This window comes from Pseudomonas sp. PSE14 (genome assembly GCF_029203285.1).
GTDB lineage: Bacteria > Pseudomonadota > Gammaproteobacteria > Pseudomonadales > Pseudomonadaceae > Pseudomonas.
This window is the reverse complement of the sequence record NZ_CP115669.1, coordinates 1,835,904-1,852,635: the sequence shown is the minus strand read 5'-3', so window position 1 is coordinate 1,852,635 and position 16,732 is coordinate 1,835,904. Positions and strand designations below refer to the sequence as shown.

At 63.6% G+C, this 16,732-nt stretch carries 14 protein-coding genes; 7 read left to right on the top strand and 7 right to left on the bottom strand.

Features of this window, described 5'->3' with window-relative positions:
• Positions 1–108: 108 nt before the first annotated feature.
• The gene (rlmKL, locus tag O6P39_RS08730) at positions 109–2,292 is read right to left on the bottom strand and encodes a bifunctional 23S rRNA (guanine(2069)-N(7))-methyltransferase RlmK/23S rRNA (guanine(2445)-N(2))-methyltransferase RlmL (protein ID WP_275610958.1); all 2,184 of its coding nucleotides are present in this window, start codon (positions 2,290–2,292) and stop codon (positions 109–111) included.
• A gap of 486 nt (positions 2,293–2,778) precedes the next feature.
• On the opposite strand from rlmKL, the gene rmf reads away from it, so the two are divergent.
• Positions 2,779–2,997 (top strand): ribosome modulation factor, encoded by a 219-nt coding sequence (rmf, locus tag O6P39_RS08725; protein WP_015478012.1) that lies wholly within the window; start codon positions 2,779–2,781, stop codon positions 2,995–2,997.
• A 101-nt stretch (positions 2,998–3,098) separates the two neighbouring features.
• Here rmf and O6P39_RS08720 read toward each other — a convergent pair whose 3' ends face one another.
• Positions 3,099–4,124: a quinone-dependent dihydroorotate dehydrogenase gene (locus tag O6P39_RS08720; protein WP_275610957.1), complete on the bottom strand. Its 1,026-nt coding sequence runs from the start codon at positions 4,122–4,124 to the stop codon at positions 3,099–3,101.
• 53 nt (positions 4,125–4,177) lie between these two features.
• A complete protein-coding gene (locus tag O6P39_RS08715; RefSeq protein WP_275610956.1) occupies positions 4,178–4,399 on the bottom strand; it encodes a DUF2835 domain-containing protein in 222 nt (73 codons plus the stop codon).
• Positions 4,400–4,547: 148 nt separating this feature from the next.
• On the opposite strand from O6P39_RS08715, the gene O6P39_RS08710 reads away from it, so the two are divergent.
• Positions 4,548–5,432: a DUF6685 family protein gene (locus tag O6P39_RS08710; protein ID WP_275610955.1), complete on the top strand. Its 885-nt coding sequence runs from the start codon at positions 4,548–4,550 to the stop codon at positions 5,430–5,432.
• Between the two features lie 8 nt (positions 5,433–5,440).
• Here O6P39_RS08710 and O6P39_RS08705 read toward each other — a convergent pair whose 3' ends face one another.
• Positions 5,441–5,854, bottom strand: coding sequence for a hypothetical protein (locus O6P39_RS08705; RefSeq protein WP_275610954.1), 414 nt, complete (start codon positions 5,852–5,854; stop codon positions 5,441–5,443).
• A gap of 123 nt (positions 5,855–5,977) precedes the next feature.
• Between O6P39_RS08705 and O6P39_RS08700 the strand changes: the two genes are divergently transcribed.
• Together O6P39_RS08700 and O6P39_RS08695 are read left to right on the top strand one after the other, a co-directional pair.
• Positions 5,978–6,187, top strand: coding sequence for a DNA-binding protein (locus O6P39_RS08700; RefSeq protein ID WP_275610953.1), 210 nt, complete (start codon positions 5,978–5,980; stop codon positions 6,185–6,187).
• Entirely contained in the window at positions 6,184–6,453 is a 270-nt protein-coding gene (locus O6P39_RS08695) for a hypothetical protein (protein ID WP_275610952.1), read from the top strand. The genes O6P39_RS08700 and O6P39_RS08695 overlap by 4 nt, the downstream gene beginning before the upstream one ends.
• Here the strand turns inward: O6P39_RS08695 and O6P39_RS08690 are convergent.
• Positions 6,444–6,974, bottom strand: coding sequence for a hypothetical protein (locus tag O6P39_RS08690; RefSeq protein WP_275610951.1), 531 nt, complete (start codon positions 6,972–6,974; stop codon positions 6,444–6,446). The two genes, O6P39_RS08695 and O6P39_RS08690, sit on opposite strands and share 10 nt — an antisense overlap.
• A gap of 200 nt (positions 6,975–7,174) precedes the next feature.
• Between O6P39_RS08690 and O6P39_RS08685 the strand changes: the two genes are divergently transcribed.
• Positions 7,175–7,390 (top strand): hypothetical protein, encoded by a 216-nt coding sequence (locus O6P39_RS08685; RefSeq protein ID WP_275610950.1) that lies wholly within the window; start codon positions 7,175–7,177, stop codon positions 7,388–7,390.
• 182 nt (positions 7,391–7,572) lie between these two features.
• Here O6P39_RS08685 and O6P39_RS08680 read toward each other — a convergent pair whose 3' ends face one another.
• Complete coding sequence (locus tag O6P39_RS08680; protein ID WP_275610949.1) at positions 7,573–9,513, bottom strand: amidohydrolase family protein; 1,941 nt, start codon at positions 9,511–9,513, stop codon at positions 7,573–7,575.
• Positions 9,514–9,583: 70 nt separating this feature from the next.
• On the opposite strand from O6P39_RS08680, the gene O6P39_RS08675 reads away from it, so the two are divergent.
• Positions 9,584–10,303, top strand: a complete 720-nt coding sequence (locus O6P39_RS08675; protein ID WP_275610948.1) for a TetR/AcrR family transcriptional regulator — start codon at positions 9,584–9,586, stop codon at positions 10,301–10,303.
• A 322-nt stretch (positions 10,304–10,625) separates the two neighbouring features.
• Here O6P39_RS08675 and O6P39_RS08670 read toward each other — a convergent pair whose 3' ends face one another.
• Positions 10,626–15,488 carry an NAD-glutamate dehydrogenase gene (locus tag O6P39_RS08670; RefSeq protein WP_275610947.1) on the bottom strand — a complete coding sequence of 1,621 codons (4,863 nt, stop codon included), beginning with the start codon at positions 15,486–15,488 and terminating at the stop codon, positions 10,626–10,628.
• A gap of 315 nt (positions 15,489–15,803) precedes the next feature.
• Between O6P39_RS08670 and O6P39_RS08665 the strand changes: the two genes are divergently transcribed.
• The gene (locus O6P39_RS08665; protein WP_275610946.1) at positions 15,804–16,685 is read left to right on the top strand and encodes a DUF1353 domain-containing protein; all 882 of its coding nucleotides are present in this window, start codon (positions 15,804–15,806) and stop codon (positions 16,683–16,685) included.
• Positions 16,686–16,732: the final 47 nt, after the last annotated feature.

Below are 16,732 nucleotides of genomic sequence, written 5' to 3'. Positions count from 1 at the left end.
TCCCGCGTCAGGGCTGCGGAAAGGGTACCCAGTTCTTATAGCAGATGATGGCAGATTGCCCAGGAGCCACTCGACGCACGGCCTCGGTCGGCCGTGCGCCAGTCGACATCAGCGCACGGTAATGCGCCAGGCGCGGTGGATCTTGCTGTTGCGGGCGAAGTCCTGGTCCAGCGTCTGGGCGCTGATTTCCTCGACCTGATAACGCGCCGCCAGCCCTTCATCCAGCTCGAACTTGCGGAAGTTGTTGGAGAAGTACAGCACCCCACCCTTGGCCAGGCGGGCCATGGCCAGGTCGATCAGTTCGACATGGTCGCGCTGCACGTCGAACACGCCTTCCATGCGTTTGGAGTTGGAGAAGGTAGGCGGGTCGATGAAGACCAGGTCGTACTCGCCGCGATCCTCGCGCAGCCACTCCATCACATCGCTCTGCACCAGGCGCTGCTTGTCGGAGAAGCCGTTGAGCGACAGGTTGCGCCGCGCCCAGTCGAGATAGGTCTTGGACAGATCGACGCTGGTGGTGCTGCGCGCATCGCCCTTGGCCGCATGCACGGTGGCCGTGGCGGTGTAGCAGAACAGGTTGAGGAAGCGCTTGCCCCTGGCCTCGCGCTGGATGCGCAGGCGCATCGGACGGTGGTCGAGGAACAGGCCGGTGTCGAGGTAGTCGGTCAGGTTGACCAGCAGCTTCACGCCACCCTCTTCCACTTCCATGAAGCGGCCTTCGGCGTTCTGCCGCTCGTACTGCTTCTTGCCGGCCTGACGCTCGCGACGCTTGATCACGATGCGCTCGGTGGGAATCCCCAGGGCCTGCGGCAGTGCGGCCAGCGCATCGAGCAGGCGGGCCTGGGCCTTGGCCGGGTCGATGGACTTGGGCGCGGCGTATTCCTGCACATGAGCCCAGTCCCGGTACAGGTCCACGGCCAGGGCGTACTCGGGCATGTCGGCGTCATACAGGCGGTAGCACTCGATCTTTTCCTTGCGCGCCCACCTGCCCAGTGCCTTGAGGTTCTTCTGCAGGCGGTTGGCGAACATCTGCCCGCCTTCGCTCAGGCGCGCCTGTTCGATCACCGCGGCGCCCTGGGCCGGCGCGGATTCGCTGCGCTCGCCGCGATCGCCGGTCACGAACTGGCGCGGTTCCACGTCGAGCATGATCAGCTTGCACGGCAAGGCGCCGTTGAAGAAGGCGTACTGCTTGTGGCTGCGGATGCCCATGCGCTTGCCCAGCTCCGGCGCACCGGTGAACACCCCGGCGCTCCAGCCCAGGCAACTCTGGCGCAGGCGCTCGCCCAGGTGCTGGTAGAGGTACAGCAGGCTGGCTTCATCGCCCAGGCGCTCGCCGTACGGTGGGTTGCAGATGATCAGGCCCTTCTGGCCCTTGTCCGGACGCGGCTCGAAGGTGGCCAGCTCGCCCTGGTAGATCTTCACCCATTCGGCCAGGCCGGAGCGTTCGATGTTGTTGCGCGCGGGCTGGATCAGGCGCGGGTCGGCCTCGTAGCCGCGAATCCACAACGGCGTCTTCGAAAGACCGGCGTCAGCCCGGCGCTGGGCTTCCTCGATCAGCTTCTTCCAGATCGCCGGAACGTGACCCAGCCAGTTGCTGAAGCCCCAGCGCTCGCGCTTGAGATTCGGTGCGATGTCGGCGGCGATCAGGCCGGCCTCGATCAGGAAGGTGCCGACACCGCACATCGGGTCGGACAGCGCGCCGCCTTCAGCGGCGATCTTCGGCCAGCCGGCGCGGATCAGAACGGCAGCGGCGAGGTTTTCCTTCAAAGGTGCGGCGCCCTGCTGCAGACGGTAGCCGCGCTGGTGCAGGCTGTGGCCGGAGAGGTCCAGCGACAGCACCGCCTGGCCGCGATCCAGGTGCAGGTGCACACGGATGTCCGGATTGACCTTGTCCACCGTCGGGCGCCTGCCGAACTCGGCGCGCAGGTTGTCGACGATGGCGTCCTTCACCTTCAGCGCGCCGAAGTGGGTGTTGTCGATGCCCGAACCCTTGCCGCTGAACTCCACCGCAAGGCTGCCGCCGGCATCCAGGTGGTCGCTCCAGGGCACGGCGCGCACGCCCATGTACAGCTCTTCGGCGTTGTTCACCGGAAAGCGCGACAGCACCAGCAACACCCGATTCGCCAGGCGCGACCACAGGCACAGGCGATAGGCCGTCTCCAGGTCGCCCTGCCCGCGCACCGCCGACACCTGGGCGCGCGCCTCCTCAAGGCCCAGCGCCTGGGCCTCGTCCAGCAACAGGCCATCGAGCCCCTTGGGGCAGGTCAGGAAAAGTTCGTAGTGTTCCGCCATGTCAATCTTCCCGGGCCGCAGCCCTCTCTTTTTTATGAAGCTCCACCAGGGAGCCTCGTCGGCCATTCGCGCGGTTGGTTTTTCCGCGAACAGCAATCGGTGTTCATTTTCGGGGACGGACGTTCAATCCGTCTGCGACCTCGAGTCGCACATAACCGGCCCGCTCGTCGGAATGAGAGAAAGTCGCAATTAGACACACTTTCCCCTTGACCCGATACAACCCCGCGCCCCTGGTGGGTTACGCGATGGTGGCACTTCCCAACCGGGCAAATTCTTATGGCTTGATTCCATAAGAGTTAAGTCTTTATGACAAATTGGTTGTTCACAGCCCCGGAGGCATTGGTTAGAACTCAGCTTAATCCGTTATCGCAATGATGACGGGCGGGGCGTGTCACGCCGGCAATGCGCCCCATTGGCGGAATTTTCCGCCCGGCCTCCCAGGGGGGCCAACGGGACATAACAGTCAACAAGTGAGGGCAACACCCTATGAGAAGACTTAAGCGTGATCCGTTGGAAAGAGCCTTTTTGCGCGGTTATCAGCACGGCATTACTGGAAAATCTCGCGACCTCTGTCCGTTTACTCATCCCACTGCCCGGCAATCCTGGCTCAATGGCTGGCGTGAGGGCCGTGGCGACAACTGGGATGGTTTGACCGGCACCGCCGGTATTCAACGTCTGAACCAGATGCAGCACGCAAACGGCTGAATCTACGAATCACACCGACTTCCCCAAGCCGCCCCATCCGGGCGGAAGGGCGCAAGCCCAAGGGCTCCGATAAGGAGCCCTTTTTAATTCCCCGCTGTTCTTCAGCCCCTTCTGGCCGCGGCGATGGCATCCACCGCCTCGCGGATCAGCGCCGGGCCCTTGTAGATGAAGCCCGAATAGATCTGCACCAGGCTCGCACCGGCCGCGATCTTCTCCGCTGCATGGATGCCTTCGGTGATACCGCCGGCAGCGATGATCGGTAGACGCCCGCCCAGCTCGCCGGCCAGCACCTTGACGATGTGGGTGCTCTTCTCGCGCACCGGCGCACCGGACAGGCCACCCGCCTCGTTGCCGAACGGCAGGTTCTCGACGCCTTCGCGACCCAGCGTGGTGTTGGTGGCGATCACCGCGTCCATGCCCGACTCGATCAGCGCGGCGGCAACCATGGCGGTTTCCTCGTCGCTCATGTCCGGGGCGATCTTGATCGCCAGCGGTACGCGGCGGCCATGCTGGACAGCCAGGTCTTCCTGGCGCTGACGCAGGGCTTCGAGCAGTTGCTTGAGCGAATCGCCGAACTGCAGGCTACGCAGGCCGGGCGTATTGGGCGAGCTGACGTTGACCGTCACATAGCTGGCGTGGGCGTAGACCTTGTCCAGGCAGATCAGGTAGTCGTCCACCGCGCGCTCGACCGGCGTGTCGAAGTTCTTGCCGATGTTGATGCCCAGCACGCCACGGTATTTCGCCGCCTTGACCCGCTCGATCAGGTGATCGACGCCATGGTTGTTGAAACCCATGCGGTTGATGATGGCGGTGGCCTGCGGTAGGCGGAACAGGCGCGGCTTTGGGTTGCCTGGCTGCGGGCGCGGGGTGACGGTGCCGATCTCGACGAAGCCAAACCCCAGTTGCGCGAAGCCATCGATAGCATCGCCGTTCTTATCCAGGCCGGCCGCCAGCCCCACCGGGTTGGCGAACTCCAGGCCCATCACCTTCACCGGCAGGCTGGCCGGAGCCTTTGTGACCAGGCCATTGAGGCCGAGACGGCCGCCGGCACCGATCAGGTCGATGGACAATTCGTGGGAAGTTTCCGGGGAAAGCTTGAACAGGAGCTCGCGGGCCAGGCTGTACATGGTCGGGCATCGGTCGGCAAAATGGGGCGTTATTATAGCCGGCCGCACCTCGCTCAGGCGAGGCGACGCAAAGCCAGTAGCCGCCCGGCGTCATCGAACTCCAGTTCGAAGCAGCCCTGTACGCCCGAATGGGTGACGAATGGGCGCAGATGACGGGCCGGCAGGCTGATCCGGCGGCCCTCGCGACTGGTCACCAGCACGCGATTGGCGTCCCCGCGGTAGACTGCCTGCAGTCTGTCCGCCGGCAGGCAGATGTCCAGCACCACGCAAGCCATGGAGGCTCCCCCGAGTGAAGGGAAGAATTTTGCCACAACGCATGCGCCAAACGGCGCCAGGGTTTTCTATGCTTAGGGCAATTCGCCGTGCATCCTCTCCGGCGCTTCCTGCACTGACCATCCGGCCATCGGGAGTCTTGCGTCGCACATGAGCCAGCCCCCTCGCCACCGCAGCATGACCAGCCGCCTGGCCAGCCTTGCCCAGCGCCTGGGGCTTGGCGGCGCCGATGCGCATAACGTCGCGCAACGCAGCCGCATGCTGTCGCTGCCGTTCAAAGCCATCGAAGCCTGCGCCAGCGGCATCGGCTGGCAGTCCGGAACGCCGCTCCATCGCCTGATCGACCTGCCACGCGGCGCACTGTCGGGACCGGTGCAGGAAGACAAGGCGCGCATCCACGCGGTACTCAAGCGCCTGGTCAGCAGCCACAGTGAGGAACAACCATCTCTCGACCTGCGCACGCTCGACGGCCTGTGCCAGCGAGCCCTGCAGGACAGCCCCCTGGCAACGCTGGAGGAACTGGCGCAGAGCGACAATGGCCGCAAGGTACGGATCATCAGCTACAACGACTTCACTCGGGTGCTCGGCCAGGCGCTGCCCGGTTTCGAGCGCAAGGCCACCTTGCAGCTACGGCGTGCCAGCTGGCATGGCGACCGGCTGTTCTGGGATGACGACAATCACGCCTACGAGATGGCCAGCGCCGTGGTCTATGCCCGGCGGCGCGGACTGGAGATCACCCTGCCGGCGATCATTCAGTGCTTCGAGCTGCGCACAGCAGTGCTGGATGAGCTGGATAACGGCTTCCACATGTTGGCGATGCCGGCGCAGGCCTGGAGCGACCCGGCGTTCATGGGCCTGCTGCTGGACACCGGCATGCCTTACGCGCGCTTCGGCCTGTTCAACACGGAAACCCCGGAAAGCCTGCTATTGCCCAAAGACCATCCGCAGTCCGACACCTTTGGCCAGGGCCTGCGGGAAGCGGGCGCACCGGACGTCATCGACTATCTGCGGCGCATCGGCAAGGTTGGCCGATAGCCGCCGCACTATGCGTCGGCGTCTTCCTCGTTGATCCGCCGCTCTTCCTCGCACAGGCTGTCCAGCACTTCGCGGTGGCGCGCTTGCCACTCTTCCAGGCTCAGATCGCTGCTGGCAAGCAACTGCGGATGGCGCTGGACCAGATAAACCGCCGCGCGCTGGGCGGAGTCGGCAACCTTCCAGGTCACCTCCGTGGAATCAATTGGCCCCTCGTAGGTGATCCACCGGCTGAAATCCTCGTACTCGCTGCAGACCTTCTGGAAGTCCTCGTCACGCATACGTTGGTTGCCGTACTCGATATTCTCCAGATCTTTCTCTTTCATTCCGACTGTTTCGGAAAATGCGCGGCGCGACAGGCCGGTCAGCGCACGAAGCGCCCGTAGCCTTTCTCCTGCAGTGAACAGGAAACGTTTCTTTACCATGTGTAATCCGCGTCCGAGATTGCAAAACCCAGTTATAAAGTCCTAATAATCGGGATAAATTCCCGCATCAACAGGGGCTCGAACCTGTCGGTTCGAGCGATTCCCGATGGTGCAGGATGCAGCATGAAAGTGGAAGAATCGTTCTCCCCGGACCTCATCGAAGGCAAGTACTACCTGACACCCAAGCGTTTTGCTCAATTGATCGGCATGAGTGACCGGCTGGCCGTAGTGCAGCAATGGATCGACCTCGGCGAGGTGCCGTCACGCATGATCGGCGGTCATCGCCTTGTGGACCTGAGTGCGATGCTCAAGCGCACCGTCCCCCATCGATGAACCTGCCTTTGCTTCCGCGAATCTGCCTGCACGCGGCCGACCTGGCGCGCGGCAGACAGGTATTGCTCGTGTGGGAGGAATGCCAGGCTCTGCGGGAGTTGCAGCGCATCGGTCTGTTGCACATGCAAGCGCCGGAGCTCGATCAGCAGGCAACGCTCTGCACTTGCCGGCATCCCCGGTTGTTCGCCTTTCACTTCTATTACCGCTGGCTGCCGACCCACATCGGCAGCTTTCGTCCGTCAGGCGAGGACTTCGATCATTCCTGAGCAGCTTCCTGCGCAGCCTCGAGCGCCGGCGCCGCGGGAATGCCGATCTCCACGCAGAGCGCCATGACACGCTCGAGGTCTTCGCGGTAGACCAGCACGCACTGCAGTTCGTCATCCAGCGGCTCGCTGAAGTCCACCAGTACATAACCGCCCTTTTCGGGATAAAGCGCGCCGAGCTGGGTCTGGATGCGGTTCAGCGCGGCGAGGGGTTCGGCCTTGCGCAGCTGCTTGGCCTGCAGGACGAAGTTGACGCTCGGGTCGAAGGAGGCGCGAATCTCCGTGAACAGTTCCTCAAAGCTGTCGCCCTGGAACAGCACGATTTCCGGCAGGCTGCCCACCACCACCCACTCCCCCAGGGGAATCGGGAAGCTGTCGTCGTAGTTGATTTCCGGGTTGGCCGCGTGGAAGGCCTCCGGGTCGGCATAGGCCTGGGCGGCCTCGTCGGCGATCTGCTCGATCTCCGCCTCGCCCAGGCAGCCCGAGCTGATCAGTGTGAGGAGTTCGACGAGTTGCGCTTTCATGGAGGAGTCCTGAGAAGGGATGAACAGCCGCGAAGGATATCCGCAATCGTTGGAAAACGCCGCAGGAAGGGAACCTTCTGACAGCTCCAGGAGTCGGAAGTCGCCATAACGATACTCACTATCAAACGGGATGATTTCTGCTCGATCCGTGCGATTGCTAGCCTGACATCCGCCCCGAGCCTCCCTGCGTGCATAAAACCATGAACCGTGCCCTCGCCCTCCTCACCCTGGCCGTGCCCCTCTGGCTGGCAGGCTGCAGCAGCCAGCCGGCGCCGCAGCAGCAGCCCTACAGCGATGCCGAAGTGAAATCCTTCGCGCTGAAGATCCTGGGCGCCAGCAACATGTCCGACGATCTCTATGCCAAATACCGCCGTGCGCTGACCGAGCCGCACGACGGCGGGCGTAGCGGCAGCTGAGCAGACGCATCGGTTACGACAGCGAAGGGCCGCTCATTCAGATACGCACGACCTGCGCATAAAAAATCCGATGCCCGTTCAGGCATCGGATTCTGATTTCCCGCAACCAACGCCACGCCAGGGAACCCTCGAACGGCTGGCATCAGCCGCAAGGGCTCATCCCCACTGCGGGAGATGTTGGTCTATTGGCTGTAGACCGTCTTGCCACGAAACACCGTCTGCATGACCTGAGTCTCGGCAATCTTTTCCGGGGTGCCCTGCTGAACCAGATCGAACAGGTTTCGGTCCAGAACGATGAAGTCGGCGGACTTGCCCGGCTCGATCGAACCCATGAGCTTTTCCTGGCGAACAGCGCGAGCACCGTTGATGGTGTAGGCGTCCAGCATCTGTTCCAGCGTGGCGCTCTGCTCAGGGTTGTAGGCCGGCTTGCCGGGGATGGCGCGGGTGATGCCGGCAGCGATGTTCATGAAAGGCCGCGGGTCGCGCGTATCCACCGGAGCATCGCTCCCCGCCACCAGCACAGCGCCAGCCTTGGCGGTATTGCCGACAGGGTAAACGGCATTCCAGGTGTAATTCTTCGGGTTGTAGAGCAGGTCGTTGATGTCCTGGCCTTTCTTGCTCGGTTCGAGGAATGGGGTGATCAGTATGTCGTACTCGGGTTGCTCGTTGATCCAGGCGTAGGTGTAGGTGAGGTAGGTGCCCAACTCGCCCAGACGTTTCTGGTCATCCGGATGGACCATCTGCAGGTGGGCAATGGTGTGCGGGATGTGGCGGTCGCCATTGCGCTGCCGGGCAGCCTCCAGCGCATCGATCGTCACACGAGTGGCACGGTCGCCTACGCTATGGACATGGATGCTGAAGCCATCGGCATCCAGCGCACTGGCGTAATTCTTGAAGTCTTCCTCCTTGTAATTGACGATGCCGTTGTTCTTCGTCTCCTCGCTATCCTGGGTGACGGTGACGGCGCCGGTCTCTTCATCCTGCTTGAGGTGGGGTTTCTGGTAGTGATGCAGCATGCCGGCGTTGGGTGAGAACGGCGGCTTGCTGAAGGGGTCGCCTTCGAGCACACCGTCGGCAAAGATCTTCACCGCATCCGCCTTGATCAGCGGATTGCCGGCAAAGGAGTCGCGGACTTCCCGAGCCTTTTTCAGGTGCCCGACGATATCCACCTTGCCCTTGTAGTCATCGGAGATGAAACAGGTGGCAGCCGTGACGTGCATGTTCAGCAGGTTCTGCTGCTGCATCTTCACCAGTTGCTCGCGGATGAAATCGTTGGCACAGGCATCCTGGATGCTGGTGATGCCGCTTTGCGCCATGACGTTCGCGACCTTCGGCAGGATGGCGCCGTAAATGGCTTCGCCGCGCGGATCACCTACTTCCTGGGCGAACATGTCGAAGCTGCCGACCGGAATCTTTTCCTTGGCCGCATCGCGGACCACCCCGCTGTCCAGGCTGACATAGGGCGCGAGCTCGGCGAACACGCCGCCCTTGCCCAGGCTTTTCGCGTTGAAGCCAACGACCTTGCCGCTGTCGTCCTGCGCCATGCTCAAGGCCTTCGAGTTGTAGGCGCTGGCGTGGCCGTCGACACCGGAAAGGACGATCGGATGGCCGTCAGCCACTGCATCCAGCGCCTGGCGGATGGTCTTGTAGGTATCGGTCGGCTCGTTGTTCTCGTAGGGAACCCACTGCTCGATCTTCAGCCAGGCGCCCGGCTCGCTGGCGTAGCGCGGCAGGCACTCCTTCACCTTGCTGGCCAGTTGATCGAGGTTGACGCTCTTGCCTTCGAGGTCGCAGACGTCCAGCGGGACGACACCCATGACGTGAATGTGGTTGTCGTGCAGACCGGGCAGGACCATCTTGCCGCCCAGGTCGACCACGCGATACCCCTGGCTGATGAAGCCCTCCGCGCCTTCCCGGCTACCGGCATAGACGAACTTGTCATTCGACACGGCGATGGCTTCGACCTTCCGGCGCTGGGCATCCTGGGTATAGATCTGACCGTTCAGGTACACCGTGTTGTCAGGGTTGCCGGCGTCCGGGGCTGGCGTCTGGCTGCATCCGGCGAGCCCGGAGAGCAGGACGAGGGAGGACAGCGTCAGGTGTTGTTTTGGTTTGAGCCGCATACATTCTCCAGTTAAATTACAGTAATTACTGTAATTTAAACTTCTACCAGCGTTGCCCCCGGAGCGTCAATTGTTCCGGTTTGACTCTCTCGGGCAGGTCAATGTGAAATGCGCGGCAGTGAAAGATGAGGCTGGGCATTGGATGATTCCGCAAGACTTGAAGATGCGCCGCGAGCCGCGCCAGCAGCGCACCCTGGAAATCGTCAGGAAGATCGAGCAGGCAACGCTGGCGTTACTCAAGGAGGGCGGCATGCCCCTGCTGAACACCAATGCCATTGCCGAGCGCTCCGGCATCGACATCAGCTCGCTCTACCGCTTTTTCCCCAACAAGGAAGCGATCGTGTATCGCCTGGGGCAGCAATGGCTGGACGCTATTCGCGCTCGGGAAAAGGCTATTTTCGAGAGCGGACTGGGCCTGATCGAAACCTGGGACGCGCTGGGTGAAATGATCGATGAGGTCGAGCAGGAGTTCTCCGGCTACGGCGCCCTCTGGCAGGCCATGGATGCGATTCCGGAGCTGTGCGACCTGGAGGCGGAGCATGAGGCCTTTCAACTCGACAACATGCGGGTGCTGCTGAGAAAGCATGGTTGCCAGTGGCCGGAGAAGGAGCTGCTGGAATTGCTGCGCTACCTCTATCGCACCTGGGATGTGGTCAAGCAGGGCAGCATCGAACAAGGCGAAGCGCGCGGGCTGATGTGGCGTGCGCATCAGAAGTGGCAGTATCGGCTGCTGCTGTTGGCGGTCAGCACTTCGGGAGCGGCCGAGTTCGAACGCGAACTGCAGGTGTGAAACACGTAGGGCGTACAACCGTTCGCGGTTGTACGCCGTTACACCGTGCGTCCGTCACCGACTCCAGGGCCAGGCCCGGAGCGCCCTGAAATCAAGGCCAAGCGGCGTATAACGTCGAACGTTATACGCCCTACGATTACCCCGGATCGCGGACAGAGTCCGCCCCTACAGGTCGAACCCCGCACGGTTCTCGTAGGAGCGGGGCTTCTCCGCGATGTTTTTGACGATTCCGCACAACTTCCTTCACGCACGAGTCCGCACCCGAAAAAAAGCCCCGCACTAGGCGGGGCTGGAGCATCAAAGGGTCAACGAGCGGTGTGCATCAAGGGATGCACACACCGTGCTGGTTGCTTTGCGCCAGGTCGAGCAGCTCCCGGTTAGCGACGGCGTACATCGCATAGTCGGTGCTGTTGGAGGCACGCAGCTCGGTGAGCATGGTGCGCCAGCGCTCGACCATGGGAGCGTGCTGTGCCAGCCAGAGAAGCACGCGCGCATCGATCTCCGCCGGGCCGTCCTGCATCTGCAGGACCGACACGGTGATCGCCCGCTGCTGCCAGTCCAGATCGTCGCGGAAGGCTTCGCGGGCCAGCGCCTGCCAGTTGTTCTCCACCGGCAGGGAGCTGATCTGCTGCAGGTACCAGGTCAGTTCCAGTTCGCTGCCCAGGGCGAAGTAGGCGCGCGCCACATCGGCCGGGTCGCGGCCGGTGACGTCCGCCGCTTCAATGATCGGCAGCAGGGTGTAGAGGTGGCTGGTACCGGCGACCATACGCGCCAACAGCTCCGGCACGCCGGCGTCGACGTAGCCCTGGTAGCGCGCCTGCCACAGCTCGCGGGTCGGGCCTTCGAGCAGTTCGTTGAGCTTGAGGCCGAGGGCGGCGATGCGCGGGCCGAAGTGCGCCACGTCGCGAGCGGCATCCTGCTCGTTGCGGCGGCTGCGCAGGAACCAGCGGGTCGCGCGGCGGCCCAGACGCATCAGCTCGTCCATCAGGGTCAGCTGCACTTCCGCCGGCACCTGGTAGTCCAGCGCCTCGATCTGGCGGAACCAGTGCGGCAGGTGGAAGACATCACGCACGATCACGTAGGCGCCGGCCACGTTCGCCGGCGTCATGCCGGTGGACTCCTTCAGGCGTTGCACGAAGGTAATGCCCATGTGGTTGATCAGGTCGTTGGCGATCTGCGTGCTGACGATCTCGCGCTTCAGGCGGTGCTTGCGCATGGCCGGGCCGAAGGTATCGACCAGGGTCTGCGGGAAGGCCGTCTCCATGTCGCGGGTCAGGTAGTCGTCGTCCGGTACCAGCGAGCCCAGCAGTTGTTCCTTCAGATCGATCTTGCTGTAGGAAATCAGCACGGACAGTTCGGCACGGGTCAGCCCCTGGCCTGCGGCGATGCGCTCGGCGAGGGCATCGTCGGTGGGCAGGAACTCCAGCGCCCGGTCCAGCTTGCCGCGGCCTTCCAGGTCGCTCATCAGCCGCTTGTACTCGGCGATGCGCTCGCGGGCGCGGCGCTCAGCCAGGGACAGCGCCTGGGTCTGCTTGTAGTTGTTGCCCAGCACCAGGTCGGACACCTGGTCGGTCATTTCCGCCAACAGCTTGTTGCGCTGCTTGCTGGTCATGTCGCCAGCAGTCACCACCTCGTTGAGCAGGATCTTGATGTTCACCTCGTGGTCGGAGCAGTCCACACCACCGGCGTTATCGATGAAGTCGGTGTTGCAGGCGCCGCCGTTCAGACCGAATTCGACCCGCGCCAGCTGCGTCATGCCGAGGTTGCCGCCCTCGCCCACCACCTTCACCCGCAGGTCGCGGCCGTCTACGCGCAGGCCGTCGTTGGCCTTGTCGCCGACGTCAGCGTGGGTTTCATCACTGGACTTCACATAGGTGCCGATGCCGCCGTTCCACAGCAGGTCCACCGGTGCCTTGAGCAGCGCGTGGATCAGCTCGGTGGGGGTCAGGCGCTCGGCATCGATGTCGAAGCGCGCACGCACTTCCGGGGTCAGGGTGATGCTCTTCGCGCTACGCAGGAAGATGCCGCCGCCGGCGGAGATCAGCGAGGCGTCGTAGTCCGCCCAGCTGGAGCGCGGCAGGTTGAACAGGCGCTGGCGCTCGGCGAAGCTCGCCGCCGGGTCGGGATTCGGGTCGAGGAAGATGTGCATGTGGTTGAAGGCCGCGACCATCTGCAGCTTGTCCGACATCAGCAGGCCGTTGCCGAACACGTCGCCGGCCATGTCGCCAATGCCGATGACGGTGACGCTGTCCTTCTGCACGTCGATGCCGCGCTCGCGGAAGTGACGCTGCACCGAGACCCAGCCGCCACGGGCGGTGATGCCCATGCCCTTGTGGTCGTAGCCGGCGGAACCGCCGGAGGCGAAGGCGTCGCCCAGCCAGAAGTCGTATTCGGCGGAAATGCCGTTGGCGATGTCGGAGAAGGTTGCGGTGCCCTTGTCGGCCGCCACCACCAGATAGGGGTCGTCGGCATCGTGGCGCACCACGTTGGCCGGCGGCACGACCTTGCCTTCCTTGAGGTTGTCGGTCACGTCCAGCAGGCCGGAGATGAAGATCCGGTAGCAGGCGATGGCCTCGGCCTGGATTTCATCGCGAGTGCCGCCCACCGGCAGGCGACGCGGGATGAAGCCGCCTTTGGCACCCGTGGGCACGATCACCGCGTTCTTCACCTGCTGCGCCTTCACCAGGCCCAGCACTTCGGTGCGGAAGTCCTCCTCGCGGTCGGACCAACGCAGACCGCCACGGGCCACGTCGCCGAAGCGCAGGTGCACGCCTTCCACCCGCGGGCAGTAGACGAAGATTTCGAATTTGGGCGTCGGTCGCGGAATCTCCGGAATCGCCTTGGGATTGAACTTGAAGCTGAAGTAGCCCTTGTTCTGCCCGGCCGCGTCCGGCTGGTAGAAGTTGGTGCGCAGGGTCGCCTTGATCAGGTCGAGGTAGCGCCGCAGGATGCGGTCTTCGTTGAGTACCTGGACATTGTCCAGTGCCGCGAGGATGGCCTGTTCCAGCTTCTGCTGCTTGTCGTCCAGGTCCTCGGCGGTGAGCTTGCGGGCCAGGTAGAAGCGGGTCTTGAACAGACGCACCAGTTCGCGGGCGATATCCACGTGGGCGTTCAGCGCGCTGGCGATGTAGCCCAGGTCGAAGCCCAGGCGAATCTGCTTGAGGTAGCGGGCATAGGCACGCAGCAGCGCCACGTCGCGCCACGGCAGGCCGGCGGTCAGCACCAGGCGGTTGAAGGCGTCGTTCTCGGCATCGCCGTTGACGATGTGGACGAAGGCGTCCTGCAGGGTCTCGTTGAGTTCCTGGATGTTGACGTCCAGGCCTTCGGCGTAGGTGAAGGCGAAGTCGTGGATCCAGTACTCGCGGCCATTGCTGTGGCGCAGGCGATAGGGGAACTCGCCGAGCACGCGCAGGCCGAGGTTCTCCAGGATCGGCAGGACGTCCGACAGCGCCAGCGGCGAATCGGCGTGGTACAGCTTACAGTGCAGCTGCTGCTCACCCTGGGCCAGCGGCTGGTAGAAGCTCATCACCAGCGGACGCTTGTCCGACAGGCTGGACAGGTGCTGCAGGTCCACCACCGCGAAGTGCGGGGCGAAGCGCTCGCGGTAGCCAGCCGGGAAGCCTTTCGGGAAGTCTTCCAGCAGGTTGTTGCCCTGCCCTTCGCCGAAGTTTTCCAGCACCAGCGCGGCGTAGTCGTCCTGCCAGGAGCGGCAGGCCTGGATGGCTTCCTGCTCCAGCTGCGCGGCGTCGACGTCGATGCGGTTCTTCGGGTCGACGCGCAGGATGAACTGCACGCGGGCCAGGGTGGACTCGGAGAAGAAGGTCCAGAACTCGCAGTCGCTGGCCTTCAGGCGGTCACGCAGGACCTGCTCGATCTTGATCCGCGTCTCGGTGGAATAGATGTCGCGCGGCACGTAGGCCAGGCAGTAGGCGAAGCGGCCATAAGGGTCCTTGCGCAGGAACAGGCGGATCTTGTTGCGTTCCTGGATCTGCACGATGGACATGGCGGTGGCAAACAGTTCGTCCACCGAGGTCTGGAACAGGTCGTCGCGCGGCAGCACTTCCAGCACCTGCGCCAATTCCTTGCCCAGGTGGGCATTGGCGTCGAAACCGGAGCGACGCTCGACTTCGAGCACCTTGCCGCGGATCGACGGGATCTGGGTCACGCTGTCGTTGTAGACCGAGGAGGTGAACAGGCCCATGAAGCGGAACTCGCGCAGCACCTTGCCCTTGGCGTCGATATCGCGGATCGATACGTAATCCGGGTAGGCCGGGCGATGCACGCGGCTGGGGTGCGAGGCCTTGGCGAAGGACAGCAGCAGCGGCTCGCGCAGGTAGGCCACCGCGTAGTCCTCGATGTGCAGTTCCTGCTGGCTGAGGCCGGTGCGCAACAGCTTGGCTACGCCGAGGAAGGACTTCTCGTCGTAGACCATGCGACCGCCATCGGTCTCGTCGGCGACGGTGAATTCCTCGTAACCGAGGAAGGTGAAGTGGTTGTCCAGCAGCCACTCGAGGAAAGCGCGCACCTCCGCGGTCTCTTCCGCGCGCGCCTTGGACTTGGACTTGCCCAGCCAGGCCAGCAGGTCTTCGGCCTTGGCGCGCATGTCCGGGAAGTCGGCCACCGCCAGGCGAACCTCGCCGAGCACTTCGAGCAGGGATTTCTCCAGGGTCCGCAGTTCACCGATGTGGGAGCAGCGGTCGATCTCCAGGTACATCAGCGATTCCTGATGCACATCCTTGCCATGGGTGCCCTTGGGCAGGATCTCCAGCAACTCGCCCTTGCCGTTGCGGCGCACGCTCAGCACGTTGGTCTGCAGGGTGTGGATGCTGTAGCCACGGCGGTTCAGTTCCATGCGTACCGAATCGACCAGGAACGGCTGGTCCGGATGCAGCACCTGCACGGCGGTGTGGGTGGACTGCCAACCGTGCTTCTCGTAATCGGGGTTGTACACCTGCACCTCGGGCTGGGCCGGGTCGAACCGCTCCAGCATGCGCCAGGTCGACAGGGTGCAACCGACCAGGTCGGACAGCCTGCGCTGGGTCAATTCGTCGAGTGCGATGAAACCGAAGAACTGTTCGGCGAACAGGGCCACTTGTGGCATGCCCTTGTCGTCGACGTGCTGCGCCAGGGCCGTCTGCAGTTGTTGCTGGAAGTCGGCTTTGCTGGCTGCGGTGAAGAACGCCATGGTGTTACTCCGCTGGGCTCGAATTATTGGATTGAGCGTAGTTCGCTTGTGCGTCTTGAGGGGATCACAGATGTATCTGGGCAGTGTGACCCTCGATCGACCGTCCCGACCGGGCGGTCATCGATTCGCCGAGCTTATCGGTAGTGGGCTACCGCTCGCTTACGGGGCTGCGACATATTCGTTCAACGGCTTGCTCCGGGCGGCCCCCGAAACGCCCATTGGGCAATCACCGAAGTATTTGTATGACCGATCCGGAACGGGCGTATCAAATATCAAAGCGCTATCATGCCCCCTCCCCCGCCTGGAACGGATGCCATGCAACGCCGACCTCCCTTGCGCCGCCCACTGCTGCGCCACCTGGACAACCTGGTGGTCACCTCGCTCGGCGTTGCGCTGGTCGCCCTGGCCTGGCTGTTCCTGCCGCTGGCGGTTCGCCCGCTGCTGCTGGGCGCCCTGCCGGTCTATCTAGGCGTACTGCTGCCGCGCTGCATTGGCCGCCGTGAGCGCCTGCGCCGGGTCGCCGCCGCGCGCCAGCGTTCGATCAAGCAATGGGGTTTCTGCAGCCGCGACCGTAGCGGGCCGTGGATCAACTACATCGACTTCCCGCTGGTGCGTGAGGACGCCACCTTCAAGGGCCGCTTCTTCTATAGCGAGTGGCTGGTGGTGCACGACGGCCGCATCATCATCAACCCCGGCCCGGCCAGCGTGGATCTGGACGCCGGCACCGTGAGCTACGACCTCTCCTGCCAGCGCACCTACGCCTGGGACGGCTGTTCGCCCAAGGTACCCTTCTACTGGATCGCCACCTTCGGCACGCCCGACTGGTGGGACCACCTGGAGCCGGTGCAGTACCTGTGCCGCGGCCAGCAGAAGCAGCGCCTGATGTTCTGGCCGGTAGCCCACCATGCGAGCCTGGTGCATGACGCGCTGTACCAGTTCCTCAACGTCGCCCCGGTGACCAAGGCCGAGGCGGATGAACTCTTTCACCGCATGCTGCTCGAAGCCGGCATGCCGCGCCTGGTCGCCTGGGTCTATCGGTTCGCGGTCATCCATGGCGGCGCCCGCGAGATGCGCCGGGTGCGTAACCCGAACAGCGCGCTGCGCTGCCTGACGCCACTGCCCGGCGACCCGAAGTCGCAGGCTGCGCAACCTCAGGTGAGAACCCCGGCGCTCCCCGAGCAACTGCCGATGCAGTAAAGTATGGGCCCCGACAAAGCCCCACCCTCGTCCAGGAACCCCACGCG

Coding starts and splice junctions, on each gene's coding strand:
- O6P39_RS08685 (WP_275610950.1), top strand. CDS start 7,175: ATGAACCGTGCCCTCGCCCTCCTCACCCTGGCCGTGCCCCTCTGGCTG.
- rmf (WP_015478012.1), top strand. CDS start 2,779: ATGAGAAGACTTAAGCGTGATCCGTTGGAAAGAGCCTTTTTGCGCGGT.
- rlmKL (WP_275610958.1), bottom strand. CDS start 2,292: ATGGCGGAACACTACGAACTTTTCCTGACCTGCCCCAAGGGGCTCGAT.
- O6P39_RS08695 (WP_275610952.1), top strand. CDS start 6,184: ATGAACCTGCCTTTGCTTCCGCGAATCTGCCTGCACGCGGCCGACCTG.
- O6P39_RS08715 (WP_275610956.1), bottom strand. CDS start 4,399: ATGGCTTGCGTGGTGCTGGACATCTGCCTGCCGGCGGACAGACTGCAG.
- O6P39_RS08690 (WP_275610951.1), bottom strand. CDS start 6,974: ATGAAAGCGCAACTCGTCGAACTCCTCACACTGATCAGCTCGGGCTGC.
- O6P39_RS08705 (WP_275610954.1), bottom strand. CDS start 5,854: ATGGTAAAGAAACGTTTCCTGTTCACTGCAGGAGAAAGGCTACGGGCG.
- O6P39_RS08680 (WP_275610949.1), bottom strand. CDS start 9,513: ATGCGGCTCAAACCAAAACAACACCTGACGCTGTCCTCCCTCGTCCTG.
- O6P39_RS08720 (WP_275610957.1), bottom strand. CDS start 4,124: ATGTACAGCCTGGCCCGCGAGCTCCTGTTCAAGCTTTCCCCGGAAACT.
- O6P39_RS08670 (WP_275610947.1), bottom strand. CDS start 15,488: ATGGCGTTCTTCACCGCAGCCAGCAAAGCCGACTTCCAGCAACAACTG.
- O6P39_RS08665 (WP_275610946.1), top strand. CDS start 15,804: ATGCAACGCCGACCTCCCTTGCGCCGCCCACTGCTGCGCCACCTGGAC.
- O6P39_RS08700 (WP_275610953.1), top strand. CDS start 5,978: ATGAAAGTGGAAGAATCGTTCTCCCCGGACCTCATCGAAGGCAAGTAC.
- O6P39_RS08710 (WP_275610955.1), top strand. CDS start 4,548: ATGAGCCAGCCCCCTCGCCACCGCAGCATGACCAGCCGCCTGGCCAGC.